General features: G+C 68.3%; 18 protein-coding genes and 1 tRNA gene. 7 read left to right on the plus strand and 12 right to left on the minus strand.

The window, feature by feature from the left end; genetic code table 11:
* The first annotated feature begins 67 nt into the window (after window positions 1–67).
* A tRNA-Pro gene (locus BZF57_RS05905) sits at window positions 68–144 on the plus strand.
* Between the two features lie 177 nt (window positions 145–321).
* Here the strand turns inward: BZF57_RS05905 and BZF57_RS05910 are convergent.
* From BZF57_RS05910 to BZF57_RS05950, 9 genes are all read right to left on the minus strand, one after another.
* A complete protein-coding gene (locus tag BZF57_RS05910; RefSeq protein ID WP_143738370.1) occupies window positions 322–555 on the minus strand; it encodes a hypothetical protein in 234 nt (77 codons plus the stop codon).
* A gap of 173 nt (window positions 556–728) precedes the next feature.
* A complete protein-coding gene (locus BZF57_RS05915) occupies window positions 729–2,531 on the minus strand; it encodes a hypothetical protein (protein WP_086735632.1) in 1,803 nt (600 codons plus the stop codon).
* On the minus strand, window positions 2,531–4,645 hold the full coding sequence (locus BZF57_RS05920) for a DUF4175 family protein (protein WP_086735634.1): 2,115 nt from the start codon (window positions 4,643–4,645) through the stop codon (window positions 2,531–2,533). Before BZF57_RS05920 ends, BZF57_RS05915 begins: the two co-directional genes overlap by 1 nt.
* Window positions 4,642–5,784 (minus strand): BatA domain-containing protein, encoded by a 1,143-nt coding sequence (locus BZF57_RS05925; RefSeq protein ID WP_086735636.1) that lies wholly within the window; start codon window positions 5,782–5,784, stop codon window positions 4,642–4,644. Before BZF57_RS05925 ends, BZF57_RS05920 begins: the two co-directional genes overlap by 4 nt.
* Entirely contained in the window at window positions 5,781–6,677 is an 897-nt protein-coding gene (locus tag BZF57_RS05930) for a DUF58 domain-containing protein (protein WP_086735638.1), read from the minus strand. Before BZF57_RS05930 ends, BZF57_RS05925 begins: the two co-directional genes overlap by 4 nt.
* Window positions 6,678–6,680: 3 nt before the next feature.
* Window positions 6,681–7,688 (minus strand): AAA family ATPase, encoded by a 1,008-nt coding sequence (locus BZF57_RS05935; protein ID WP_086735640.1) that lies wholly within the window; start codon window positions 7,686–7,688, stop codon window positions 6,681–6,683.
* Window positions 7,689–7,701: 13 nt separating this feature from the next.
* The gene (locus BZF57_RS05940) at window positions 7,702–8,433 is read right to left on the minus strand and encodes a DUF4159 domain-containing protein (RefSeq protein ID WP_086735642.1); all 732 of its coding nucleotides are present in this window, start codon (window positions 8,431–8,433) and stop codon (window positions 7,702–7,704) included.
* Between the two features lie 28 nt (window positions 8,434–8,461).
* A complete protein-coding gene (locus BZF57_RS05945) occupies window positions 8,462–9,793 on the minus strand; it encodes a TldD/PmbA family protein (RefSeq protein WP_086735644.1) in 1,332 nt (443 codons plus the stop codon).
* 21 nt (window positions 9,794–9,814) lie between these two features.
* Window positions 9,815–11,449 carry a TldD/PmbA family protein gene (locus BZF57_RS05950; protein WP_086735646.1) on the minus strand — a complete coding sequence of 545 codons (1,635 nt, stop codon included), beginning with the start codon at window positions 11,447–11,449 and terminating at the stop codon, window positions 9,815–9,817.
* A gap of 280 nt (window positions 11,450–11,729) precedes the next feature.
* Here BZF57_RS05950 and BZF57_RS05955 point away from each other — a divergent pair, with 280 nt between their 5' ends.
* Window positions 11,730–12,809: an AraC family transcriptional regulator gene (locus BZF57_RS05955; RefSeq protein WP_086735647.1), complete on the plus strand. Its 1,080-nt coding sequence runs from the start codon at window positions 11,730–11,732 to the stop codon at window positions 12,807–12,809.
* A gap of 316 nt (window positions 12,810–13,125) precedes the next feature.
* Here BZF57_RS05955 and BZF57_RS05960 read toward each other — a convergent pair whose 3' ends face one another.
* Together BZF57_RS05960 and BZF57_RS05965 are read right to left on the minus strand one after the other, a co-directional pair.
* Window positions 13,126–15,459, minus strand: coding sequence for an EAL domain-containing protein (locus BZF57_RS05960; protein ID WP_086735649.1), 2,334 nt, complete (start codon window positions 15,457–15,459; stop codon window positions 13,126–13,128).
* A 121-nt stretch (window positions 15,460–15,580) separates the two neighbouring features.
* Window positions 15,581–16,057: a DUF3429 domain-containing protein gene (locus BZF57_RS05965; protein ID WP_086735651.1), complete on the minus strand. Its 477-nt coding sequence runs from the start codon at window positions 16,055–16,057 to the stop codon at window positions 15,581–15,583.
* Window positions 16,058–16,149: 92 nt separating this feature from the next.
* Here BZF57_RS05965 and BZF57_RS05970 point away from each other — a divergent pair, with 92 nt between their 5' ends.
* The 3 genes from BZF57_RS05970 (at window position 16,150) to BZF57_RS05980 (ending at window position 19,043) form a co-directional block, all read left to right on the plus strand.
* Window positions 16,150–16,923, plus strand: coding sequence for an SDR family NAD(P)-dependent oxidoreductase (locus tag BZF57_RS05970; protein ID WP_086735653.1), 774 nt, complete (start codon window positions 16,150–16,152; stop codon window positions 16,921–16,923).
* A 66-nt stretch (window positions 16,924–16,989) separates the two neighbouring features.
* Complete coding sequence (locus tag BZF57_RS05975; protein WP_086735655.1) at window positions 16,990–18,375, plus strand: ABC1 kinase family protein; 1,386 nt, start codon at window positions 16,990–16,992, stop codon at window positions 18,373–18,375.
* 164 nt (window positions 18,376–18,539) lie between these two features.
* Window positions 18,540–19,043, plus strand: a complete 504-nt coding sequence (locus BZF57_RS05980; RefSeq protein WP_086735657.1) for a low molecular weight protein-tyrosine-phosphatase — start codon at window positions 18,540–18,542, stop codon at window positions 19,041–19,043.
* A 6-nt stretch (window positions 19,044–19,049) separates the two neighbouring features.
* Here BZF57_RS05980 and recG read toward each other — a convergent pair whose 3' ends face one another.
* The gene (gene recG / locus BZF57_RS05985; protein ID WP_086735660.1) at window positions 19,050–21,125 is read right to left on the minus strand and encodes an ATP-dependent DNA helicase RecG; all 2,076 of its coding nucleotides are present in this window, start codon (window positions 21,123–21,125) and stop codon (window positions 19,050–19,052) included.
* 73 nt (window positions 21,126–21,198) lie between these two features.
* Between recG and BZF57_RS05990 the strand changes: the two genes are divergently transcribed.
* Both BZF57_RS05990 and mfd read left to right on the plus strand, forming a co-directional pair.
* Complete coding sequence (locus BZF57_RS05990; protein WP_086735662.1) at window positions 21,199–21,477, plus strand: FAD assembly factor SdhE; 279 nt, start codon at window positions 21,199–21,201, stop codon at window positions 21,475–21,477.
* Window positions 21,478–21,638: 161 nt separating this feature from the next.
* Window positions 21,639–25,139 carry a transcription-repair coupling factor gene (mfd, locus tag BZF57_RS05995; RefSeq protein ID WP_086735664.1) on the plus strand — a complete coding sequence of 1,167 codons (3,501 nt, stop codon included), beginning with the start codon at window positions 21,639–21,641 and terminating at the stop codon, window positions 25,137–25,139.
* The last annotated feature ends 5 nt before the right edge of the window (window positions 25,140–25,144 follow it).

The following is a 25,144-nucleotide window of genomic DNA, read 5'->3' on the forward strand; positions in this document are numbered from 1 at the left end:
TCCACACCTATAGGGCGCGCCTTGCCTCGATCCGCAGGCCCTTCGGGACCTTCGGAGCCGACACGGTCGGGGAGTAGCTCAGCCTGGTAGAGCACTGTCTTCGGGAGGCAGGGGCCGGAGGTTCGAATCCTCTCTCCCCGACCAATTCCGGCTTGTCACAAGCCGCCTTTCCCAGCTTTCGTCCGCTCAAGCGGTGTTTCACGTGAAACCCGCGCGCGAGGCGCGTCTGGCAGGGGTCAAGACGGGTCTGACGGGGGTCTGAGCCCTATCTGAGCCCCGTCGGGCCGCCGCAAGCGCCGGTCTGCGACGAGGCCCGCAGCGTCAACTCATCCAGGACAGGGCCTCGTAGAGAAGGTACATCGTCGCCCACAGGAACGCCGGCAAGGCGATCCACAGCGCGATCTGTGCGCGCCGGGACAGCTTGTCCTGCTGCTGACGCCGGACCTTCACCCGCTTTTTGCGGCGCCGCAGCTCGCCCTCGCCCGCAGAACGTGCTGCGGAATCGGGAGGGGGATCGTTCGTCACGCCGCCATCGCCAACCATCGTACCCTGCATCCTCTTGCGTCCCCTTATCTTTTGGACTGACGCAAGTGGCTGACCGGCAACCGCTTTTGCCAAATCCCTGTAGGGTGTTGTTAACCTACAGGATAACTCCCGAGGACCAAACGAAAAAGCACCCCCGCCCTCGCGCAGAGGCAGAGGCGGGCGCGATCAGCCCAAGAGCAGGATCAGGCGGGAGAGACGCGCCAGCGGTGCTCGGCGAACCAAAGGGCCGCGCTCAACGCCAGCCATCCGAGGAGCCACGGCCAGGCCGGGCCACGCCGTTCGGGCGCACCGCGCGGCTGAGAGGCACTCTGCGCCGCCGCCCAGCGCGCGGTGGCCTCGGCGGTCTCGCGCTTGGCGATCGCGTCGAGACCGGCGGCGGGCAGCACGGCGAAGGCGAAGCTGCGCTCGCCCTCCTTGCCCGGCTGGATGATGGTGTGGACGCCCTCTGCCTTGGGCCAATAGGTCGCGCAGCCTCGCGGGCCGGCGGCGGGGTCGATCGCCAGCGCGACCTCGGCGCCATCGGGTGCTCTCACTCGCGGCGATCCGGTCAGCCCGCACAACGCCGTACGCTCGCCCGCGATCACCAGCGGCGGCACCTCGGCGCGGAACTCCCGGCCCGGCCGTGCCACCGCACTCACCATCGCGCTCCACCACTGGTAGTAGCGCTCCTCCTGCCCGGAGAGCACCAGCGCGAAACTGTTGGCGAGGGTCCATAGCCCCGCCCGCCCCTGCCCGCGCTGCTGCCATCCGGCGATCACCGCGCCCTCGGCATCGGTCACCGCAGGCACGAAATCCGCACCGGCCTTGACGGTCCACCGGCCAAGATCGGGCGCGGGGTCTTCGAGCGCGTTGAGATCATCCGGCACATCGGGCGCGGCAGGGCCACGGCGCTGCTCCAGCGCCTCCTGATCCGCGGCGAGCGGCGCGAGCGCGACCGGCGCGACATCGCCCCCGCCCTCGACCATGAGGCCGAGCGCGCGCCAACTCTCGCGGCTGCCCGCCGTGGCCGGCGCCGTCATCCGCACCACCACTCCGAGCCCGCCCGCGACTGCCTGCGCCAGCGCCGCGCGCGATCCGCCGCCGAGCCCTGCCAGCGTGCGGTCGTCGATAACCACCACGTCGAGATCCTTGAGCGCGCCCGCATCGAGGCTCACCTGTGCATCGCCCAGATCGACACCGCCGCCCGCCGCGAGGCGACTCTGGAGCGCGATGCCCGAATCCTCCGCCCAGCGGCGCAGGTACTTGGCCTCGGGCGAAGGCGCGCCGACCAGCAGCAGTTTCAGAGGCTCGGGCGCGGCAAGGGTGCGCAGGGGAACGGGGGTGTCGGAGACGATCGCGCCGTCCTTGCCCCGCAGCCGCAGGGTGAATAGCGCAAGGCCCGGTGCCCGCGCCGCCGCGCCTAGGGTAAACACTCCCTCGCCCGCGATCACCCGCCGGTCGACCCGCGCGCCCGAGGGATCGAGCAGTTCGGCCGATCCGCCCTCCATCCCCGCCGCCTCCCCGCCGAGCGCGAATATCGCGCCAGCGGGCGTATCGGCAGGGGGATCGAGACGGACGAGACCGCGCGGCAGCGGTAGGGGCTTGAATGTGGCCGGGATACCGGCTGCCGCGTCACGGTCGCGTGCGGTCAGCCCCCGCCCGAGGATGCGGAGCGCCTGCGTGCGGGTGTGGCGGCGCAGCCCGGTGGCGAGATCGGGCACGCGCTCGGCCCCTTCGAGCCGCGGCGCTTCGGGCAGCGCGATCAGCCGCTCGCCCGGCCCTGCCTTGGTGCCTGGAGGGGTCTCGGCGGTGGCGACCAGCAGCGTCTCGCCTCCCACCGCTAGGTGCGGCGGGAACAGCGTGAGGTAGAGCAGCGCCCCGCTCGCCAGCGTCAGGGCGGCGAGTGCAGCGGTCTTGGCATCGCGGCGCATCAGCAGCCAGCGCGCCGCCGCCGCCAGCGCCGCGAGCGCGATCAGCACCGCGGCGAGAGTCTCGGGCGCGGGCATCAGCGTAAGGCTCCGGTGTAGCGGCGACCCATGTCGCCGCCATCGGGCCGCCGCCGCACCTGCGCGGGCGGGCGGGTGAGAACGCTCCACAGCTGCGCGCGCAGCTTCTCGCGCGCGGCGCGCGATCCGGGCGCGCTTCTGAGGCCGTCGATCGCGGCGAGCACCGCCAGCGGATCACGCAGCCGCGCGGCATTGCTCCGCACCCAGCGGTCGAGCCCGACGAGGTCGATCGCCCCCGGGGATGCCAGCGCGCGCCATGCGGTGGCGGGGACTGCATCCTCGATCGCGAAGGGGGTCAGCTCCGCCCCGCGCCCGACGATCCCCTCGCGCTTGCCCGTCATCCGCCGCGTCATGTCGACCGGCGGGATCTGCGTGCCCACGCGCGGCAGATAGATGCGCGTCGCCTGCTGGATGCGCTTGATGTAATCGAGCGCCTTGTTCTCGAAGGGCAGCGCGGCCTCGGGCTTGCCGGTGCGCAGATTGACCTCGGCCTCCCACATCGCATCGAGCGCGAGCTTGAGCAGCGCGCGGGTATCGGGATCGAGCAGGGTTGCCGCCTCGCTCTCGTCATGGGTGTGGCCATAGTCGGCAAGGACATTGCCTAGGCTGCCGAACACCGGGCTTTCGGGCGCGGTGCCGTGATCGTGGCCGTCGCCGTCGTGATGCTCGGGCTCTGCCGGGGCAGCGTCGTCCTTGTCCGAGACGGGGAGCGGGGGCTTGGGGGTCTCCTCGGCCTCCATTCCCATGAATTGGCCATAGCGCAGGCGCAGCAGGCGCTGGTCGACGCCGATGGTGTCGGAGCGGACCATGAACTCGTCCGCGGAGAGGCTGCGGCGCTGTCTGATGAGCGCCTCGGTGTCGATGATCACCTGCCGCTGGCTGCGGAAATAGGCGGGCATCTGCTGCTTGGCCATCATGTCGAGGCCCGCGACCTCGGTGGGCTTCGGCGGCGGAAAGCGCAGGATCACGCCGGGGCCGCGCACGGCCTGCGGCCCGGGCGAGCGGGTGTCGACGACGGTGAGCTGCACCACCAGATCGCTCCCCGGCTGGAGCCCGTAGGGGGCGAGGGGCAAGTCGATGGTGAAGCGCCGCCGCCGCGGGTCGCCGGTGCCGGTGACGCTCTGGCTGCGCTCGGAAAAGCGCACATTCTCGCCCTCGCCAATGGCGGTGGTGATGGTGACACGGGCGAGGCTGTCGACGGCGTAATCGTCCGCCGCCTCGAACACCACGCGCCAGCTGCGCTGTCCGGCAGTCATCGTGGCAAGGCCCGAGGCCGGTTCGATCACGCGCACCTGCGGGGGCTCGTCGGCGATGGGCTCCAGGCGGTAGGCGGGTTGCTGCGCGCGCATCCCCTCGGCCGTGACGCGGTAGAGCGAGGGGATGTCGAGCCGCAGCGCCCCTCCCCATCCCTCGGCCCCGCGCGCGAGCGGGATCGCCTGCCCGCCGACGAGCTGGATCGCAGCCGCGCGCGGCTGCGGGTCGAAGCCGAAGGTCCACTCGATACGCGAGCCCTGCGGCGCGCGGATGTCGAGGCTGTCGGCATAGCGCGGCGGCAGGCCGGTATAGGCAGGCGGGACGATGCGCACGCGCTGGCCGGTGAGGCGCGGCTCTCCGGGCGCGGCGGCAGTGCCGGGGGCAACGGGTGCGAGCGGCGGCGGGGTGTCGGCCCGTGCCTGCCACACAAGGATCGCGGCGATGGCGGCGAGGCCCATCGCCCAGGCAATCGCGATGCGGCGCTGCGACCACGCATCGGCCAGGCTCGCCGGATCGATCGCGGCGACGCGCGCGGCGATGCGTTCGACCTGGAGGCGCTCCATCGGGGCAAGGTCACCGGCGGCGAAGACCAGCGCGGCGCTGTCTTCGAGGGCTGTCTCGCGCGCATTGAGGCGGCGGACGAGCCAGTGGCGGTCGAGGCGGTCGGCAGCCTGGCGCGCGGCCCATGCGAGGCTGAGGCTCCCACCGACCAGCGCGGCGATGGCGGCGGGCGCCTCGCCGAGCGCAAAGCCGAGCGTCGCCAGCACCAGCACCAGCGGCGCCCAGACCAGCGCCGTGTCAACCGCGGCACGGCGGCGGGCGGGGGCGAGCCAGTCGGTGAAGTCGGCGATGGTGCTCACGCAGCAAACCTCCGCCTGCGGCTCGCAAGCCAGCGCTCGGCGAGGAACAGCGCGGCGATCAGCACGCCGAGCCACGCGGAAAGCTCGTGCGGGGGAAGCCGGAACGGGGCGACGCCCGCGACTGGCGCGAAGGCGGCGGCCTCGACCCGCGCGGGGGGCGGTGCGGGAGGCGTGACAAGGTCGCGCAGATTCGCGGGGAAACTGCCCGCAAGCAGGTCGGGCATCGCCGCCGGTTCGAGCGGGCGGGTGAAGCGGATGATCCGGCCCTTGCCGAGCACCCCGCCCTCGGCGAGCGTGCCGCCGGTTTCGTCGCGCCACAGCGGGGCGGTGGCGGCGGGCATCGCGACCTCGACAGCCGAGCCCAGCAGCGCGGTGCCGCCCGCGCTCACCCAGTCGGTGACGGCGGCGGGCACGCGTCCGGGCTTCAGCCAGACGAGCACGGCGCCACGCTGAGGGAGGTCGCTGGCGGTCGAGGCCTCGAACCGCGGCGCATCGCTCCACGCGGCAGCGGCGGCGCGGAAGTAGCGGACGGCCCCGCCCTGCCCCTCGGCATAGCGCAGCGCCAGCGCGGGGGCAGCGGGCGCTTCGGGAGCGCGGCTCGCGGCGGAGCCCTCGACCACGCGCCACGTCACCTTGCGGGTGAGGCGCAGCGGCGCGGCATCCACGCCGTCCAGCACCGGTGGGACAAGGATCGTCAGCGCCGCGCCTTCGGGCAGTTCGGCGTCATACTGGCGGATCAGGCTGGAGAGCGAGGCACCCGCAGGCGCGCTGCCCTCGCCCACCTCGAGAAAGCCCGGCGCGATCCAGCGCAGGTCAGCCTCCGGCCCTGCCGCCTTGCGCGCGGCTTCGGCGCTCACCCCCGGCGCGGCGAGGATGCGGGGGCCATTGCCCTCCCACCCCAGAACCGCCGGGCGCGCAAGCAGCAGCGCGAGGCACGCCACGATCAGCAGCCGCAGCGCCAGCAGCAGCCACTCGTCGAACCGCAAGCGGCTCCTCGGGCGCGGCTTCGCATCGAGCCAGCGCAGCGCCGCAAAATCGACCGGCACCTCCTCGGTGCGGCGGCGGATGTGGATGACGAGCGGGACGATCAGCGCCGCCAGCGCGGCAAGGCCCAGCGGGGCGAGCAGCAGCGGGGTCACGGCGCCCTGCCCCGCCGCCCGAAGAAGGCCTGCAAGGGCGCATCGATGGCCTCGTCGAGCACATAGGCCGTGTGCCGGATGCCGCCCGCATCGAGCCGCTCGTCCAGCGCCGCGCGCGCGGCGGCGAAGCGGGTGAGGAAGGTCTCGCGCAGCGCCGCCCCGTCGGTCACCAGCTCCTCGGCGGTTTCCTGATCGCGGAAGCGGAAGCCGCCGTCGAAGGGAAAGTCTCGCTCCTCGACGGTCAGGAGCTGCACCGCCAGCACCTCGCGCCCCGCCTTGGCGAGGCGCTCGATCATGGCGATGCCCGCCTCGTCGAAACAGTCGGAAAAGAAGAAGACCAGATCGCGCGCCGAAATCCGCTCCCACAGCGGCGCGAGGGTCGCGCTGTCGGCGAAGCCGCCCGCCGGCTCGATCCGCGAAAGCTCGACCTGCATCCGGTCATACTGTGCGCGCCCGCGGTGCGGATCGGCGACGCCCAGCGCGCCTTCCTGCAGGGTCATCCACCCGAAGCGGTCGCCCTGCATCATGGCGAGCTCCGCGACGCACAGCGCCAGCAGCCGCGCGGCATCGAAGCGCGACCACTCGGGCCGGGCGCGGTCGGCCTGCGCCATCGAGGCGCTCGCATCGATCAGCACCCAGACCGAGACCGGGCTTTCCTGCTCCGCCTCGCGCACGAAGAACCTGTCCGAGCGCGCGAACAGCTTCCAGTCGATCCGGCGCGGCTCGTCGCCCGGCTCGTAGGCGCGGTATTGCGCGAATTCGAGGCCCGAGCCCTTGTTGCGGCTCGCGTGCATCCCGAAGCCGCGGTCGCCCAGATCGCGCCGCGTGCGCAGGGCGAGCCGCCGCAAACGGCTGCGCACCTCGGGCGGGATGGTGAGCGGCGCGCGGGCCATCGCTTAGGCGGCGGGCGGCGGCAGGTGTGCGAGCAGGCTGGCGACGATATCGTCCGCGCTCTTGCCCTCGGCCTCGGCCGCGAAACTCAGCAGCAGGCGGTGGCGCAGCACGGGGGCGGCGAGCGCGGCGATATCCTCGCGCGTGGCGGCAAAGCGCCCGTGGAGCAGCGCGCGCGCCTTGGCGCAGAGCACCAGCGATTGCCCCGCACGCGGGCCTGCGCCCCAGCGGACATAGTCGGCCACAGCGGCAGGCGCCGCCGGATCGCCCGGGCGCGTCGCGCGCACCAGCGTGGTGATCCATTCGAGCAGATCATCGGAAAGATAGACCCCGCGCACATCGGCCTGGAGCGCGAGCACATCGGCCGCCTCCATCACGCAGGGCACCGCATCGCCCGCCTTGCCGGTGGTCATGGCGAGAATGTCGCGCTCTTCCTGCGCGGTCGGATAGCCGACGCGCACCAGCAGCAGGAAGCGGTCGAGCTGCGCTTCGGGCAGCGGATAGGTGCCCGCCTGTTCGAGCGGGTTCTGCGTCGCCAGCACGAAGAAGGGTTTGGGGAGCTGGTAGGTCTGCCCGCCATAGCTGACGGTCTTTTCCTGCATCGCTTCCAGCAGCGCGGCCTGCGTTTTCGGCGGCGTGCGGTTCAATTCGTCCGCCAGCAGGAGGTTGGTGAAGACCGGGCCCTTCTGGAAGCGGAAGGACCGGTGGCCAGTGCCGTGGTCCTCTTCCAGCAATTCGGTGCCGAGGATGTCGCTCGGCATCAGGTCGGGGGTGAACTGCACGCGGCGGAAATCGAGCTTCAACGCCTCGCCCAGCGTGCGCACCAGCAGCGTCTTGCCGAGGCCGGGGACGCCTTCGAGCAGGCAGTGCCCGCCCGCGAGCAGCCCGATCAGCAATTGCTCCACCACATCGCCCTGCCCCACGATCGCGGTCGCGATCGCGCGGCGCAGATCGTCGAGCTTGCCCACGCGCGCCTCGATCGCCGCCGCATCTGCCGGAGCCTGCTGTGTCACCTGTTCGAACCCTTCAATTGGTCAGCGCGTACATGACGATGTTCACCCCGAAGCGGGTGTTGTCGACGGCGAGGAAGCGCTTGTTGCGCCAGTCGTAGTCCCATTCGCAGCCGTAATCCTTGTTGCTGTAGAGCAAGCCGAGGCGGCCGTTGATGGTGATGCCCTTGAGGTAATCGTGGATGAGGTCATCGCCCCAACCATTGAGCTCGAAGGAAGTTGCAGGCGGCCCGTCGAACTTGAAGAAGCTGGTGTAGACGGGGTGATCCTTGGGGAGCTTCTTCAGCGCCTCGGCCCCGAAGATGCGCGCCATCTGCGCTTCGAAGGACTTGGCGAAAAGCCCATCGATATCGTGGTTGCAATCGTCGACGAAGACGAAGCCGCCGTTCCGGACGTAGCGTTCGAAATTGCGCGCCTCGGCGTCGGAGAATTCGACCGCCTTGTGCCCGGCGAGATAGCAGAACGGGGCGGCAAGCATCGCCGGATCGCTGAGCGCGACGACGTGCTCCTTCGGATCGACCCGCAAGGTGGTGTAATCGACCAGCGAGGTCAGGAGGTTGGCCGGCATGCGCTGGTCGACGTCCCAGTCGCCCGAATTGTATCTGAGGCGGGTAAACCAGAAATCATAGCCGCTTGCCGCCGCGCCGCCCGCGCGCTGGGCGGCGAGCGGGCCGGGCAGCAGCGCGCCCGCCAGCGCGCCGCCGGCGAGACGCAGGAAGCCGGCGCGGGTCATGGCTGTGCCGCTCATGTCGCCCGCGCCTGCCTTTGTCTTGCCCTCAGACCGCGTCGGAGAGCGAGGTGAAGGTGAAGTCCCGCAGCTTCATCGGCGGCAGCATCATCGAGCTGCCCTCGTCCGCCTTGACGCGCACCGCACGGCCCAGCTCGTCGATGTTGTTGAGCATGATCACCGGGCTTTCGTTGAAGCGGAAGTTCTTGATCGGGTACTTCAGCTGGCCGTTCTCGATGTAGAAGGTGCCGTCACGGGTGAGGCCGGTGAGCAGCACGGTCTGCGGATCGACCATGCGGATGTACCAGGTGCGGGTGACGAGGATGCCGCGCTCCGTGCCCGCGATCAGGTCGGCGGTCGACTTCGTGCCGCCTTCCATGATGACGTTGCCCCAGCCCGCGGTCTCGGGCTTGCCCTGCTTGCTCGCCCAGTAGCGCGAGTATTCGAGGTTCGCGACCTTGCCCGCATCGATGATCTTTGTGCGCTCGCGCGGGAGGCCCTCGCCGTCCCACGGCAGCACGGGGACCACCGGGTTCCACGGATCGGTGTAGATGTTGACGCGCGAGTCCATGATCTGCTCGCCGATCTTGTTCCCGCCGCCCTGCTTCGACAGGAAGCTGCGCCCCTCGTCGGCCGAGCGCGCGTCGAAGAAGTTCATCATGAAGCTGATGAGCCCCGCGGCCGCCGCCGGTTCGAGGATGACGGTGTACTTGCCCGGCTCGAGCGCCTGCGCCTCGACCGAGGCGGCCGCCTTGCGCATGGCGATCTGCACGTCCTTGCCCGCATCGAAGGTGGCAACGTCCTGCACGTTGGTGCCCACCCAGCCCGATCCGCGACCGTCCTCGGTGCGCACGGTGCAGGTGTAGTCGGCGCCAGTGGAGGCCTGGTAGCCGAAATTGCCGTTCGAGTTGGCGTGGGCGAAGAAGGTCGTGCCATCCTCGAGGTAACCGGCCGCGATCAGCCCCTTGTCGCGGCACGGCGCGATCGAAGCCTCGGCGATCTTCGCGCGGGCCTCGGCGGTCAGGGCCGCGGTCGATTCGCTGTAGGTGTTGGTCGGCGTGTAGGTCTGCTTCTGGACCGCCGGCATGAACTCCGGGTTCTCCGGCGCCAGCTTGGCAAGGTCCTCGGCGCGGCGCACCACGCGTTCGAGCGAGGCATCGTCGAACTGGTTGATGGTGGCGGTGCCCACGCGCTTGCCGAAAGCGACCTGCACGACGAGGTCGGTGTCATCGACGATCCCCGAGGTGGAGATGTCGTTGCGCGCGAAGCGGACGTTGCCCTGCGTGCCGCCGGCCAGCTGGGCGATGGTCTCGTCCGCGGTCGAGAAGGCGATAACCTTGTCGAGAATGGCCTTGGCCTGCGCTTCTGTCAGAATGGTCATGTTGGCTTCTCCTGCGCGCAATTAACCGAGCGACCGTGCGGTGCTGATGACGTTGATCCCGTCGAAACGGGTGGTCGAGGAGCCGTGGCTGACCGCCGAAACCTGGCTCGGCTGGCCCTTGCCGTCGAAGAACGAGCCGAACAGGCGGTAATCGCTCTCGTCGCAGATCGCCGAGCACGCGCCCCAGAATTCGGGGGTGCGCATCTGGTAGGCGACATCCTCGATCATCGGGCCCAATTTGCCGCCCTTGATCTCGTAGAACACCGTCCCGCCGAACTGCGCGTTGTAGCGCTGCTGGTCGATCGAGAAGGAGCCGCGGCCGGCGATGTAGATGCCGTTGTCGACGCCCGCGATCATGTCGGCGGGGCTCATCTTGGTCTTGCCCGGCGCTAGGCTGACATTGGCCATGCGCTGGAACTGCACCGAGGACCAGCTGTCGGCATAGCAGCAGCCGTCCGATTCGCTCTTGCCGAGGATGTGCACCTGGTCGCGGATCGACTGGTAATCGACGAGCACGCCGTCCTTGACCAGATCCCAGCGCTTGGTCTTCACGCCTTCATCGTCAAAGGCGACCGCGCCGAGCGAGCCGGGCTGGGTCTTGTCGGCGAACAGGTTCACGATGTCGCTGCCGTATTTGAACTTGGCATCGCGCTTGTCGATCGTGGCGAAGCTGGTGCCGGCGTAGTTCGCCTCGTAGCCCAGCACGCGGTCGAGCTCGAGCGGATGGCCGACGCTTTCGTGGATCGTGAGGCCGAGGTGGTTGGGATCGAGCACGAGATCGTACTTGCCCGGCTTCACCGACGGCGCCTTGAGCTTGGCCTGCGCGTCCTGCGCCGCGGCGATGGCATCTTCCTTCATGTCGTAGGAATTGCCGTAGGTGGTGAGGCCGTTCGAGAGGACGAACTTGTCCTCCGCGCGGCCGTCCATGTATTCCCAGCCCAGCCCCATCGGCGCCGAGAGACCCTCGCGCGAGCGGAACTTGCCGGTGGTGGTGTCGACCGCGGTGACCGTGATCGGCGCCCAGATGCGGTGGACGTCCTGATCGATGTAGGAACCATCGGACGAGGCGAAATACTTCTGCTCGTTGACGAGGAACAGCAACGCGTTGACGAAGTTGGCGCCCGCGTTGAGCGCGGCGTCGTTGACGCCCATCAGCAGATCGACCTTGTCGGCGATCGGCACTTCCATCGCGTTCTTCTTGATCGGCGTGCGCCAGCTGACCTCGCCCACGCCCGGGGTCGGGGCGAGCTGCACCGGCTTTGTCTGGGTGCGGGCATTGGCCTTGGCGATCGCGGTCGCCTGGCGCGCGGCCTCGGCCACGGCGTCCTCGGTCATGGCGTTGGTGGCGGCAAAGCCCCATGCGCCGTCGGCGATCACGCGCACGCCGGTGCCGGTCGATTCGGTGTTGACGATGTTCTCGACATTACGCTCGCGGGTGATGACGAACTGGCGCAGGTACCGCCCGACGCGCACGTCGCAATAGCTTGCCCCTGCCGCCTTCGCCGAAGCCAGACCCGCATCGGCGAGCCGCTTCTTGACCGCGATGTCGATCGTCTCCTGCAACTGGCTGGCAGCGATCGCCTTGCCGAAGATGTTGGGAGAGAGCGCGGCACCCGTGAAGAAGGTGCTGAGCGCCAAGAAATCCCGTCTGTCCACCTGAAACCTCCCAATCCGGCCGGTCGCCGCTCCGGGATATCCGGAGCCTGTCCGCCGATTGCCATGCGACGCGGGACGATGCCCCGATGCCCCATCCCTAGCAACCGTGCGCGGGCCTTTGGGCGGAACAGACGACGAAACGCAGGATGTTATCGACGAACGGAACACCGTGCCCGAATGGCGCAGCGTTTCCCCCTGCGGGCTACGGATTTGCTTGCGCTGGCCCCGTGTTGGCGTAGTCTGGCGGCCTGCAGTGGCATGCAGAACCGATGGGGGGAACATGGGTCAGGAATGGCATAGGGCCAAGGCCGCCGGCCTGTGGTCGTGGTCGCCCGATCAATGGGCATGGACCGCCGACAATGTGCGCTGGTCGCTCGAACTCGGGATGCCCAAGACGCCGGTCTTCTTCGACGTCTCGACCGACCCCTTCCCGGCCGAAGACCGCTACGAGATGTGGCGCAACCTGCTCTATTACAGCTTCGAGGGCGATCCCCTCCCGCCCGAGGCCGCGCGGGCCTTTTGCGCGCGCACCCAGTGCCTCATCACCGATCCGGTGCAGCTGCTGCACTACCGTTCGAGCGCGGTGAGCGGGCGCGGCTTGCCGGCGGACAAGGCGAAGGACCGCGAGACCTACACGCTCGGCGTCGTGATCGCGGGCGAGAGGCGCTACGAACAGGAAGGCGCCCGCCCCGTCGTCTCGCGCGCGGGCGAGTTCTTCGTGTTCGACAACCGCTGGCATTCGCGGGTGGAATGGAGCGATCACAGCGCCGTGCAGATTTCGGTGCCGCGCGCGGACCTCGAACAGCGGATCGGCCGCACGATCCCCGAGCCTGCCGAAATGATGCGCGTGCTCGAGGAAGCCCGCATCGGGCAGGTGCTCAAAGGGCAGATCCAGCTGGCCGCGCGCCACATGGCGGACACGCAGGATCAGGAGCGCGAATTCCTGCTGGTGCAGCTGATGCAGCTGGCGCTGTTCGCATGCGAAACCGCGACCGCCACCCTGCCCGCCCGCACGCCGCCACGCCGCGACCTGCTGTCGGCAGCGCGCTCGATCATCGAGCAGAATATCGGCCGCTCCGGCTTCGATGCTCGCGCGCTGCTGACGCAGCTCGGCTGTTCACGCGCGACGCTCTACCGCGCCTTTGCCGAAGCCGGGACGAGCGTGTCCGACATGATCACGCAGCTGCGGATCGACCGCGCGAAGATGCTGCTCGAAGGCGCTCCCGACATGCCGGTCAACATCGTTGCGGCGCGCTGCGGGTGGTATGACGGCGCGTCTTTCGCCCGTGCCTTCCGCCGGCAGGCAGGGCTGAGCCCGAGCGAGTTCCGCGAACGCGCGCGCATCGCCGGCAACGCCTAGACGAGCCACCGCACGCGCCCCGGAGCGAGCATCCTGCGCGAATCAGTGCATTAAGGTTACCGCGCCTCGAAGCGCTCGCCAGCCTAAGCCGCAGCCAGCATCGGCGCGGCTCCGGACGGAGCGGACACTTCGCCCCGCCGCCCTCGAAAAGGTCTTGATCAGAAACGAAAAAAGCCCCGGTTTCCCGGGGCTTTCCTGTTTGGTGGCAGTGGTAAAATTACCGGGTGCCGAAAAGATCAGCGATGTACGCCCACATAACGAATCTCCTATCAGCGCCAAATGCTGTAGGGTTCGTTTAACACTTTATTAACCTTAATCAAGCGTTAAGAGCAGCGCGTCCGCCTCCCATCATCGCAAGCAGCTCGGGCATCGCGATCGCCCGCGAGAAAAGATAGCCCTGCGCCTGGTCGCAGCCCATCGCGCGCAGGGTGGCCGCGACGCTGAAATCCTCGACTCCTTCGGCGACCACGGTCTTGCCCAGCGAATGGGCAATCTCGATCGTCGCGCGCACCACGGCGCGGCTCTCCTCGGAATGCGCCATGTGCTGCACGAAGCGCTTGTCGATCTTGAGCTCGGAGCTCGGCAGCTTCTCGATATACTCGAGGTTCGACTGGCCGGTGCCGAAGTCGTCGATCGACAGCCCGATCCCGCGCGCCTTCAGTGCCGCGATCTGCGGAGCGATCCGGTGGTCCTCGAGCTTGGCGGTCTCGGTCAGTTCGAGCGTGAGGTTCTCGGGCGGGAAATCGTAGCGGCCGAGCAGGGTCATGATGTCGAACAGCAGGTGGGTGTCCGACAGGCTCTTGGCCGACATGTTGACAGCGAGCTTGAAGCGCGGGTCGAGCGTGATCGCCTGCTTGCCGTCGATCAGCGCGCTTTCCATCACCACCAGCGTCAGCTCGTTGATCCGGTCGCCCGCCTCGGCGGCCAGCACCAGATCCTGCGGATTGACGAATTCGCCGCCGTCCGGCTGCCAACGGATCAGGGTCTCGGCGCCGACAATGCGGCCCGAGGCGAGATCGATCTTCGGCTGGTAGGCCACCCCGATATCGCGATCGCGCAGGCCCTTCTCGAGCACGCGGATCAGCTCGAGCCGGTGGTTCCGCGCCTCGAGATGGGCAGCGTCGTTGATGATGAAGCGCACGCCGCGGGTGGCAGCCTCCTCGGCAGCCTGCATGGCCTTCTTGATGCGCAGCGTGACGGGCAGATCGTGGTTGGTGTCGACGCCCAGCGCCGGCGCCCCTTGCGAGGACTGCCAGTCGTGGCTGATCGCGGTCTTGAGCATCATGGCGAGACCATCAGCGTGGCGCTCGAGCTCGACCGTCTCCATGCGCGGCGCGAGCCACACCAGCAGATCGCGCTCGAAGGCGACATCGCCCACCTCTCCCGGCCCGCGGACATAGGAGATCAGCGTGTTGACGAAATCGCCGATCTCGCGCGCCGACCATTCTTCCGACAGTTCGGCGAGGTTGGCGATCTTGAGGGCATAGACATCGCACGCCCCGCTCGGCCGGTTGGAGCTGATCGCCGAGGTCGTCATCGCGTCGACGTCGCTGCTATAGTACTTCCGGTTGATCCGGTAGAACCCGAAGGACGCGCCGGCCATCGCGAGCAGGCCCGACATGATCTCGACATGGATGGTCAGCTCGTCGAGCAGGAACGGAGCTGCGAGCAGGACCGCGGCAGTGATCCACAACGGACGCGACGTGCGGCGGGGGCTGAGGGCCTGCATCAGGATCGCCGCCGCCGCCAGCAGCAGACCGGGATACCATGCCAGATCGATCGGGGTGCCGCGCTTCAGCGTGTGCGCGCCGATGATGTGGTAGTAGGATCCCGAGACCTTGCCGTAGAGCGGGTGGCGATAGACGTCGGTCGAGTTGATGAAGGTCGTCCCGATGATGACGCTCTTGCCGGCAAGCTCGCGAGGGCCCACGCGGCCGCGCAGAACATCGACATAGCGGAAGGTCGGCACGGTTTTGGGATTGAAGGCGAAGTCGGGATTGTAGACCACCGTCCGGCCCCGATAGCCGGCGAGCACGGCGGATATCGCGGGATAAGACTTGCCTTCAAACTCGTCGCGGGTCGAAAAATCGACTGCGAGGCCGAACGGGTGGGAAATGCCGAGCATGGATGCCATCGGCGCCCGCTCTCTGAAGGCAGGCAGCGGCAAGATTGGATCGACCTGCTGGAAACCGATTTCCACCTTCGGCGCCATCCCGAGCCAGACCAACCCCTTGTGCCGTTCGAGCGCGGCGGCGAATTTGGCATCGTTCGCCGGGTTTTCGGGATCGGCGTGGGCGCGGTCGAACACGATCTTGCTGACACCGGCAGCAGCCAGGCGGTCGATCAATTCGGCATTTTGCTCGCGGTTGGGCAGAAGGACGCGGAGTTCGTTGAGGGTCGCATCGTCGATTGCGATCATCGCGATGTCCTGCGGCGCGGCGCGCACGCGCAGCTGGGCGCGTGCGGCGGTGTAGGCATCGTCGGCCGGCAGCGGCAGTTCGATCAAAGCGGAGACCACGCCGAACAGCACAGCGAAGATCGCGACCTTGACGCGCTTGCCCGCGAGCAGCTCAGCTGCCGAACGGCGCGAGTTTTTCTGCGGGATAACAGCCGGTTCGCCGCCGGAAACATCGAGCGCGCGCCGCATCATGGCGGCCAGTGACTGAAGCCTTGCGTTTATCAAGCGCGCTATCCCGTCGGGAAACCCAAGCTTCTCCCTAGGGTGTAGTGGTTAATTCATCGCAAAGATTGCATAGCGCGCAATCGCGTCGTCAGATTGCGATCACCCGGGGTGCCAACAGGCCGAGCGCGATCGTGAGGCTCCCCAGACCCAGCGACAGGTGCCAGCGCAGGCGCAGGAAATCGGGCGCGGCAAAGCCCAGCGCGCGGTCCACCAGCGGCGAGCCGAGGATCAGCGCACCCAGATAGAACAGCGCCGGGCCCGGCCATTCCCACCCGAGCGTCCACGGAAGGAACAGCGCGACCGCCAGCAGGCTCGGCATCACCGCCAGGACGTAAGCGCCGGTGGTCGCGCGACCGCTCTGCACGGCCTGCCCCCACCACACGCCGCCGAGAAAGCTGAAGATCGCCGCGGCATAGGCGAAACCGCCGGCAAGCGCGGCATAGCGCCATTCGTGCTCCGTCACGATCATGGCGATACACAGGATCTGCGGCAGCAGCCCGGCATAGCCGAGCGCGCGTGCCGCCGGTGAAAGCGAGGGCTGGGAAGTCGAATTGTGTCCGTCCATGCGGCGGGTAACTGCGGGGCCTGCGCGCCGGTTCCCGTCAAAACATGCACGCCCGCTTGCGAGCCCTGCGGCTTTGCGCCAACTGATCGGCCATGACCCTGTTCGATCTTACCGGCCACACGGCCATCATCACCGGCGGCAATGGCGGGCTCGGCCTTGCGATGGGCCGCGGGCTCGCCAAGGCGGGCGCCAATGTCGCGATCCTCGCGCGCAATGAAGCCAAGAACGCCGCCGCGGTCGAGGAACTGCGCGGCCTCGGCGCAGGCGATGTCCTCGCGCTCACCTGCGACGTGGCCGAGGACACCGCGATCGAAGATGCGATCGGCAAGGTGCTCGGTGCTTTCGGGCGGATCGACAGCTGCTTTGCCAATGCGGGCATTTCGGGCGCGGGCACGGCGATCCCCGACATCACCGCCGAAGGGTGGGACCATACCATGTCCGTCAACACCCGCGGGGCGGCGCTGGTCTACAAGCATGTCACCCGCCACATGATCGCCCGCGCCAGGGAAGGCGATGCCGGCGGCAAGCTGATCGCGACCTCCTCGGGCCAATCGATCATGGGGGTCAACCGCTCGTCCGACTATGCAGCATCCAAGGCTGCTCTCAACGGCCTAACCCGCGCCGCCGCCTTCGAGCTGGCGCGCTACGGGATCACCGCCAACGCGCTCCTTTTCGGCTTCTACGAGACCGACATCACCGCCAAGGCCGATCCGAAATTCGCCGAATGGATGAGCCGCCGCATCCCGCTGCGCCGCCCGGGCGATCACGAAGGGCTCGAGGGCCTCGCGGTGTTCTTCGCCTCGGCCCACAGCGATTACATCACCGGACAATGCCTGCCAGTCGACGGCGGCCTGTGCATCTCCTGACAGGGGAACGACGAACCTGCCTGACCGTTAGCCCTTGACCCTCCCCCATCCGGAAACCCCTCCCCCGTGTCCGACGACGACAGCATTCCCGATTTCGACAGGCTCCCCGAAGACCGCAGCCGCCAGCGCGCGGTGCCGGCCGGGCGCATCGCGCGGCTAGGCACCTTCGGCCGGCTGGTCGGCGGGGTCGCGGGCGGCATGGTGGCCGAGGGCGCGCGGCGGCTCGCAAGCGGCGAAGGCATCAATCCGCGCGACCTGATCCTCACCCCCGGCAACGTCCAGCGCCTGACCGACCGCCTCAGCCACCTGCGCGGCGCGGCGATGAAGATGGGGCAGATGATCAGCCTCGATGCAGGCGATTTCCTGCCCGAGGAGCTGTCGAAGATCCTCGCCACGCTGCGCGATCAGGCCAATTTCATGCCGACCAAGCAGCTCGACCAGGTGCTGCGCAGCGAGTGGGGGCCGGACTGGCGCAAGCAATTCCGCTGGTTCAACCCCCGCCCCATCGCCGCCGCCAGCATCGGGCAGGTGCACAAGGCTCTGACCCGCGACGGCGAGGAGCTGGCGATCAAGGTGCAGTATCCGGGCGTCGCCAAGAGCATCGACAGCGATGTCGACAATGTGATGACGCTCCTGAAGATCGCCGGTTTCGCTCCGCCCGAGCTCGAGATGGACAAGCTGATGGCGGCGGCCAAGCAGCAGCTCCACGAGGAGGCGGACTACCAGCGCGAAGGCGCGCAGATGGAGCTCTACCGCACCAAGCTCGCCGATACGCCGGGCTTCGTGGTGCCCAGGCTCCACGCCGGGCTCACGCGCGGATCGATCCTCGCCATGAGCTTCGAGGAAGGCGTGAGCATCGAGGAACTCGGCAAGGAAAGCCCCGAGCGGCGCGACGCGGTCTTCGCGCGGCTGATCCGGCTGGTGACGCGCGAGCTGTTCGATTTCGGGGTGATGCAGACCGATCCCAACTTCGCCAATTTCCGCTACCGGCGCGAGACAGGCGAGATCGTGCTGCTCGATTTCGGCGCCTGCCGTCCGGTCGATCCGGCGGTGGCGAACGGCTATCGCAAGATGCTGCAGGCGGGCCTCGAGGGCAACGCCGCCGACGTGCTCAAGGCCACGATCGAAGCCGGCTTCATGATGCCGATCGTCGCCGAAAAGCACCCCGATCGGGTGAACCGGATGATCGATATCGTCATCAACGAGATGCGCGCCGATGCGCCCTTCGATTTCGGCGACCGCGCCTTCATCCCGCTGCTGCGCGAGGAAGGCTATGCCATCGCGCAGGACAAGGACACCTGGGCCTTCCCGCCGATCGAGACGCTGTTCGTGCAGCGCAAGGTCTCGGGCACGGCGCTGCTGGGGGCGCGGCTGAAGGCGAAGGTGAACATCCGGCGCATCGTGGAGGAGGTTCTGGCCTCCACCACCCCCCGTCCCGCAGCCGCCGCCTGAGTCGGGCCAGACGCCCTCAGACAGGGTCCAGACCCCCTCCAGACCCCCGTTAGGCCGATGTTAGGCACGTTTCGCCCCGCCTTGGCGCGGAAAGGCCGATGTTTCACGTGAAACCAACATGATAGGCGGTGGACACAAGGTATCATATGGTCTAACGCGCCGACATGCATGGGGGGTTTGAACACAAGTTGGGTGTGCTGTTCGTGTGTCTCGGCAATATCTGCCGGTCACCGATGGCCGAAGGCGCGTTCCGCGCGGTGGCGGAGCAACGCGGGCTTTCGTGCCTCGTCGATTCCGCCGGCACCGCCTCCTACCACGTCGGCAGCCAACCCGATCCGCGCGCGATCGCGGTCGCCTCGCTCCACGGGATCGACATTGCCGGACAAGCCGCCCGCCAGATCGAGCGGGACGATTTCTACCGCTTCAGCCACATCATCGCGATGGACCGCGCCAACCTCGAAGGGTTGCGCAGCAAGGCCCCGCGCGATGGCACGGCGCGGCTGGCGATGCTGATGGATGCCGTCGATGGTCGTCGCGGCGAACCTGTCGCCGATCCCTACTATGGCAACACCCAGGCTTTCGAGACGGCGTGGAGCGTGATTGCGCTCGGGGTCGAGGCGTGGACCGCCCGCCTGCTGCTCGAGAGCCAGACACAGCGCCGCGCCTGACCCGGCCTAGCCGCCGCGCAGCAACTGGACGCCCCAGTCGCGCTCGAACAGATAGAGCAGGATCCGCGCCGCCTCGCCCCTTGGCGAGGTGAGGCCCCCGTCTCGTTCCATCAGCAACCGCGCATCGCCGTGCGCCACCGGCAGCAGCCGCTGGGTCTGTTCGAGATCGGCAATGCGGAACCCCGCCTCGCCCGATTGCCGCGTGCCGAGGAGCTCGCCTCCGCCCCTAAGGGCCAGATCTTCCTCGGCAATCCGGAACCCGTCCTGCGTCTCGCGCATCAGGGCAAGGCGCGCACGGCCGGTCTCGGACAGGGCGCCCGAGCGCAGCAGCAGGCAGGTCGATTTCTCCGCGCCCCGCCCCACCCGCCCGCGCAGCTGGTGCAGCTGGGCAAGGCCGAAACGCTCGGCCTGTTCGATCACCATGAGGGTCGCGGAAGGCACATCGACCCCGACCTCGATCACCGTCGTTGCCACCAGCAGCCGCGCCTGCCCGCTGGCGAAGCGCTCCATCGCGGCGTCCTTCACCTCGGGGCGTAGCTGGCCGTGGACGAGCACGACCGCATCGCCGAAACGCTCCTGCAACGCCGCAAACCGCGCCTCGGCGGCGGCGATGTCGGCCAGGTCGGGCACGCCGTCGATCTCGCGCACCATCGGGCACACCCAATAGGCCTGCTGCCCGCCGGCGATGTGCCGCGCGAGGCCCTCGACCACCTCGTCGATCCGCTCCATCGCCACCACGCGCGTGTCGATCGCCTGCCGTCCGGGGGGCAGTTCGTCGAGGCGGCTCACGTCCATCTCGCCATATTGCGCGAGGGTGAGCGAGCGCGGGATCGGGGTCGCGGTCATGGCGAGGGTATGCGGTGCACGGCGGCCTTTCGCTGCCAAGGAAAGGCGCTGCGCAACCCCGAAGCGGTGCTGCTCGTCGATCACCACGAGGCCCAAATCGCGATAATTCACCGTGTCCTGAAAGATCGCATGGGTGCCGACCAAGAGCTGGATCGAGCCATCCAGCAGCCCCATCAGAATGCTCTCGCGCTCCCGCCCCTTGGCGCGGCCAGTGAGGAGCGCGATCTCCACCCCCGTCGGCCCGAGCATCTTGCGCAGCGTCTCGAAATGCTGGCGCGCGAGGATCTCGGTGGGGGCGAGGAGCGCGGCCTGCTTGCCCGCCTCGACCGCGATCAGCATCGCGTTCAATGCCACCACGGTCTTGCCCGCGCCGACATCGCCTTGCAGCAGGCGCAGCATCGGCGCCTCCTGCGCCATGTCGTCCGCGATCTCGGCAATCGAGCGTTGCTGCGCGCCGGTGAGGCCGAAGGGCAATTGCAGCTTCGCCCTGAGCGAACCGTCGCCCGCCAGCGCCTGCCCCTTGCGCCTGCGGCCGTCGGCCTTCACCAGCAGCAGCGCGAGGGAGTTCGCCAGCAGCTCGTCATAGGCAAGCCGGTCGCGCGCCTTGGGCTCTGTGCCTTCATGCGCGAGCCGCAGCGCCTCGCGCCACGAGGGCCACCCGGCGCGCTCCAGTTGGCCGGGCTCGATCCACTCGGGGAGATCGGGCAAGCGCTTCAAGGCCTGATCGGCGAAATCGGCGATGCGCGGCTGGGTAAGGCCTTCGGAGAGGCGATAGACCGGCTCCGACATGCGCGCCATGTGCGCCGCGCTCGCCTCCTCGATATGGTCGGGATGGACGATCTGGAGCATGTCGCCATAGCGATCGAGGCGGCCCGCGATCCAGCGCGTCTCGCCCACCGGCACCAGCTTCTTCGCGCTGTAGGCGGCCTTGCCGAACCAATTGAGGGAGCAGACATTGCCTGCCGCGTCCTGCGCCAGCACGCGATAGGGCCCGCGGCTGCCCGCCCGCGGGGCGCGGTGTTCTATTGCGGTCAGCGCGATGATCACCTGCTCGCCCTCGGAAGCCGAATCGAGATCGGCCACCGCGCGGCGGCTGACAAAGCGCTCGGGCAGGTGGTAGGCCACGTCCTTGATCCGCGTGAGACCGAGTTTCTCGAGCGGCTTCATCAGCTTGGGGCCGACACCTTCGAGCGTCTCGACTTCGGCGAAGAGCGGATTGAGAGCCTCGGGGCGCATGGTTGCAAGGGCTACCACCGCCCTTGCGTCTTTGCGAGTTGAAGGCTTGCGAAGCTGTGGCTAGGTGATCCGCATGACCGATGCCCCCTCCTTCGAAACCCGTCTCGCCCGCGCCAAGTTCCGCGCGTGGCACCGCGGCACGCGCGAGGCCGATTACATGATCGGCGGCTATTACGATCGCTACCACGCCGGATGGGGCGAGGCCGAGCTTGCATGGTTCGAGGCCCTGCTCGACGAGGATGATGTCGACGTGATGGCATGGGCTCTGGGCACGCAGGCCCCGCCCGAACATCTCGCCGGCGATCTGCTGGCGACCATGCAGAAGCTCGATTACGTCGACATTCCGCGCTGAGCGGCGGATTGTTCGACAAGCGGCCCGGACCCGTCTAAGGCCCGGAACAAATCCTGCGCCTCTGCTGTTTGGCAAGGGCGACCTGCCCCCCACTTAACCCCCTCCTCGTTTCGAGTTGGGGGTGTTCCTGCGTTGCCCTCTGGCACAAGTGAAGTGACCCGATGCCCGACCTGAACCGCATTCTGGCGGCCCGCGATCCGCTGACCCTCGCCTCGCTCCCGCGCGGGAGTGTGCCGCTGGTGCTCGCCGATCTCGCCCGCGCCGCCAAGCGCCGCGCGGTGTTCATCGCGCCCGATGATGCGGCGATGCGCGCGGCGGCCGAGGCGGCGCGCTTCTTCGCGCCCGAGGTGGAAGTGGTGACCTTCCCCGCGTGGGACTGCCTACCCTACGACCGCGCCAGCCCCGCCCTGTCGATCAGCGCCGAGCGGCTCGCCGCACTCCACAAGCTCCAGCAGCCGGGGACCGCGCAGCAATTGCTGGTGACCACCGTCAACGCCGTACTCCAGCGCGTGCTCACCCCCTTCCGGGTGCGCGAGAGCGTGCGCGAGTTCCGCGTCGGTACCCAGATCGGGCAGGAGAGCCTGACTGCGCTCCTCACCCGGCAGGGCTACAGCCGCACCGATACGGTGATCGACCACGGCGAATTCGCGGTGCGCGGATCGATCGTCGACATCTTCCCCTCGTCGCTGGAGGCTGGCCTCAGGCTCGATTTCTTCGGTGACGAACTCGAAAGCCTGCGCCTGTTCGATCCTGCCACCCAGCGCACGGTGGAGCGGATCGACAGCCACCTGCTGCTCCCCGCCTCCGAGGCCCTGCTCGACGAGGAGAGCATCAAGCGCTTCCGCACCCGCTACCGCGAGCTGTTCGGCGCCAATGCGACGCAGGATCCGCTTTACGAGGCCGTCTCCGAGGGCCGCCGCCTAGCGGGCATGGAGCACTGGCTCCCGCTGTTCGAGACCAAGCTCGCGACCCTGTTCGATCACCTCGGCAAGGACGATGTCGTCGTAATCGACCAGAGCGCACTCGGTGCGGCCGAGGAGCGCCTGTCCGACATCAGCGACTATCACGAACAGCGCGGCCGGATCGCCAGCGAGAAGAAGGGCTCGTACCGTCCGCTCGCTCCGCACGCGCTCTATCTCGTCCGCGCCGAGTTCGACGCCGCGCTCGTCGCCATGCCCGCCCACCGTGCCACCGGCTTTGCTTCGGAAGAAAAGGACGGCGTGGTCGATTTCGGCTTCCGCTCGGCCCGCGACTTCGCGCCGGAGCGCGGGCGCGGGGAGAATGTCTACGAAGCCGCCGCCGCGCATCTCAAGTCGGTCGGCAAGTCCGCGAAGAAGTCGCTGGTCGCGGCTTATTCGACCGGCAGCGCGCGCCGCATCGCCGCGATCATCGACGAAGCGGGCGCCCCCACTGCGCTCGCCGACAACTGGCAGCAGGCGCTGGGCCTCGCGGCGAAGAAGACCACCGCCGTGGTTATCCTCCCGCTCGAAACCGGCTTTGCCAGCGACGCGCTCGAAATTCTCACCGAGGCCGACATCCTCGGCGACCGGCTGGTGCGGCGCAAGAAGAAGCGCAAGGATTCCGATGCCTTTCTTGCTGAGCTTCAGGCGCTTTCGCAGGGCGATCTGGTGGTCCATGTCGAGCACGGGATCGGCAAATATCTCGGGCTCGAAGCGATCCCCGTCGGCAAGAGCAAGCACGATTGCGTCGCGCTGGAGTATGCGGGCGGGGACAAGCTGTTCATTCCGGTCGAGAATATCGACGTCCTCACCCGCTACGGCTCGTCCGAGCACGCCGTCGCATTGGACAAGCTGGGCGGCGAGGCGTGGCAGCGGCGGCGCGCCAAGCTCAAGGAGCGGATCACCGCCATCGCGGGCGAGCTGATGCAGGTCGCCGCCGCGCGCGCGCTCAGGCAGGCCCCCGCCCTCCCCGCCGATCCCGCGACCCTCGGCCAGTTCACCGACCGCTTCCCGTGGTCCGAGACCGAGGATCAGGAACGCGCCATCGCCGACGTGCTCTCGGACCTCGAAAGCGGCCGCCCGATGGACCGCCTCGTGTGCGGCGATGTCGGCTTCGGCAAGACCGAGGTGGCGCTGCGCGCCGCCTTCGTCGCAGCGATGCACGGCCAGCAGGTCGCGGTCGTCGCGCCGACCACTTTGCTCGCCCGCCAGCACTACCAGAACTTCGCCGAACGCTTCGCGGGCTTCCCGCTTAAGGTCGGCCGTCTGTCACGCCTCGTCACGAGCAAGGAAGCCGCAGAAACCCGCGAGGGGCTGGAGAGCGGGGACATCGACCTTGTGGTCGGCACCCATGCGATCCTTTCGAAGTCCACCAAGTTCAAGAACCTCGGCCTCGTCATCGTCGACGAGGAGCAGCGCTTCGGGGTCACCCACAAGGAGAAGCTGAAGCAGCTTCGCGCTGACGTCCACGTGCTCACCCTCACCGCCACGCCGATCCCGCGCACGCTCCAGATGGCGATGAGCGGCCTGCGCGAACTCTCCACCATCCAGACGCCCCCGGTGGACCGCCTCGCGGTGCGCACCTACGTCATGGAATGGGACGACATGGTGATCCGCGAGGCGCTGCTGCGCGAACATCACCGTGGCGGGCAGAGCTTCATCGTCGTCCCCCGCATCTCCGACATGGCCGATGTCGAGGAATGGCTGCGCGAGAACGTGCCGGAAATCAAACCCGTCTCGGCCCACGGCCAGATGGCGCCGGGCGAAGTGGAAGAACGCATGGGCGCCTTCTACGACCGCAAGTATGACGTGCTGCTCTCGACCACCATAGTCGAAAGCGGGCTCGACATCCCGAGCGCCAACACCATCATCATACACCGCGCCGACCGCTTCGGGCTTGCCCAGCTTTACCAGCTGCGGGGGCGTGTGGGCCGGGCAAAGCTGCGCGCCTATGCCTATCTGACGCACGAGGCCGGCGTGGCCCTGTCGGAAATCGCGCAGAAGCGGCTCAAGGTGCTGGGCGATCTCGATACGCTGGGCGCAGGGTTCCAGCTGGCCAGCCACGATCTCGACATCCGCGGGGCCGGCAACCTGCTTGGCGACGAGCAGTCGGGCCACATCCGCGAGGTCGGCTTCGAGCTTTATCAGGCGATGCTCGAGGAGGCGATCCTCGCCGCCAAGGCAGGCGAGATGGGCCTCGAACGGCCGCGCGACAAGCTCACCCCGCAGATCACGGTCGACGCGCCGATCATGATCCCAGAGGACTACGTGCCCGATCTCGCCGTCCGCATGGCGCTCTACCGACGCCTCAACCAGGCCGAGGGGCAGCACGAGATCGAAAGCCTCGCCGCCGAGATGATCGACCGCTTCGGCGATCTGCCGCAGCCGACCAAGAACCTCATCCGCCTGATCGAGATCAAGCATCAGGCGATCATCGCCAACATCGCCAAGATCGATGTCGGCGCAAGGGGCACGCTGGTGGGCTTCCACCAGGACGACTTCCCCGATCCGGCGGGCCTCATTGCCTATGTATCGCGCCTCAACGAGGGCGGGAAGGACACGGCAAAGCTGCGGCCCGACATGAAGCTCGTCATCAACCGCGCCTGGAGCGATCCGCTGAGCCGGTTGAACGGGCTGTTCCAGCTGACCAAGGGGCTGTCGGGCATCGTCCGCAAGGCGGCGAAGGCGAAGAAAGCGGCCTGACGGCG

The organism is Erythrobacter colymbi (genome assembly GCF_002155685.1).
GTDB classification, from domain to species: domain Bacteria; phylum Pseudomonadota; class Alphaproteobacteria; order Sphingomonadales; family Sphingomonadaceae; genus Erythrobacter; species Erythrobacter colymbi.

What these genes read in the sequence shown, in the direction of transcription:
- BZF57_RS05910 (WP_143738370.1), bottom strand. Translation starts at nt 555, where the DNA reads ATGCAGGGTACGATGGTTGGCGATGGCGGCGTGACGAACGATCCCCCT.
- BZF57_RS05915 (WP_086735632.1), bottom strand. Translation starts at nt 2,531, where the DNA reads ATGCCCGCGCCCGAGACTCTCGCCGCGGTGCTGATCGCGCTCGCGGCG.
- BZF57_RS05930 (WP_086735638.1), bottom strand. Translation starts at nt 6,677, where the DNA reads ATGGCCCGCGCGCCGCTCACCATCCCGCCCGAGGTGCGCAGCCGTTTG.
- BZF57_RS05940 (WP_086735642.1), bottom strand. Translation starts at nt 8,433, where the DNA reads ATGAGCGGCACAGCCATGACCCGCGCCGGCTTCCTGCGTCTCGCCGGC.
- BZF57_RS05945 (WP_086735644.1), bottom strand. Translation starts at nt 9,793, where the DNA reads ATGACCATTCTGACAGAAGCGCAGGCCAAGGCCATTCTCGACAAGGTT.
- BZF57_RS05955 (WP_086735647.1), top strand. Translation starts at nt 11,730, where the DNA reads ATGGGTCAGGAATGGCATAGGGCCAAGGCCGCCGGCCTGTGGTCGTGG.
- BZF57_RS05960 (WP_086735649.1), bottom strand. Translation starts at nt 15,459, where the DNA reads ATGATGCGGCGCGCGCTCGATGTTTCCGGCGGCGAACCGGCTGTTATC.
- BZF57_RS05965 (WP_086735651.1), bottom strand. Translation starts at nt 16,057, where the DNA reads ATGGACGGACACAATTCGACTTCCCAGCCCTCGCTTTCACCGGCGGCA.
- BZF57_RS05970 (WP_086735653.1), top strand. Translation starts at nt 16,150, where the DNA reads ATGACCCTGTTCGATCTTACCGGCCACACGGCCATCATCACCGGCGGC.
- BZF57_RS05980 (WP_086735657.1), top strand. Translation starts at nt 18,540, where the DNA reads ATGCATGGGGGGTTTGAACACAAGTTGGGTGTGCTGTTCGTGTGTCTC.
- recG (WP_086735660.1), bottom strand. Translation starts at nt 21,125, where the DNA reads ATGCGCCCCGAGGCTCTCAATCCGCTCTTCGCCGAAGTCGAGACGCTC.
- BZF57_RS05990 (WP_086735662.1), top strand. Translation starts at nt 21,199, where the DNA reads ATGACCGATGCCCCCTCCTTCGAAACCCGTCTCGCCCGCGCCAAGTTC.
- mfd (WP_086735664.1), top strand. Translation starts at nt 21,639, where the DNA reads ATGCCCGACCTGAACCGCATTCTGGCGGCCCGCGATCCGCTGACCCTC.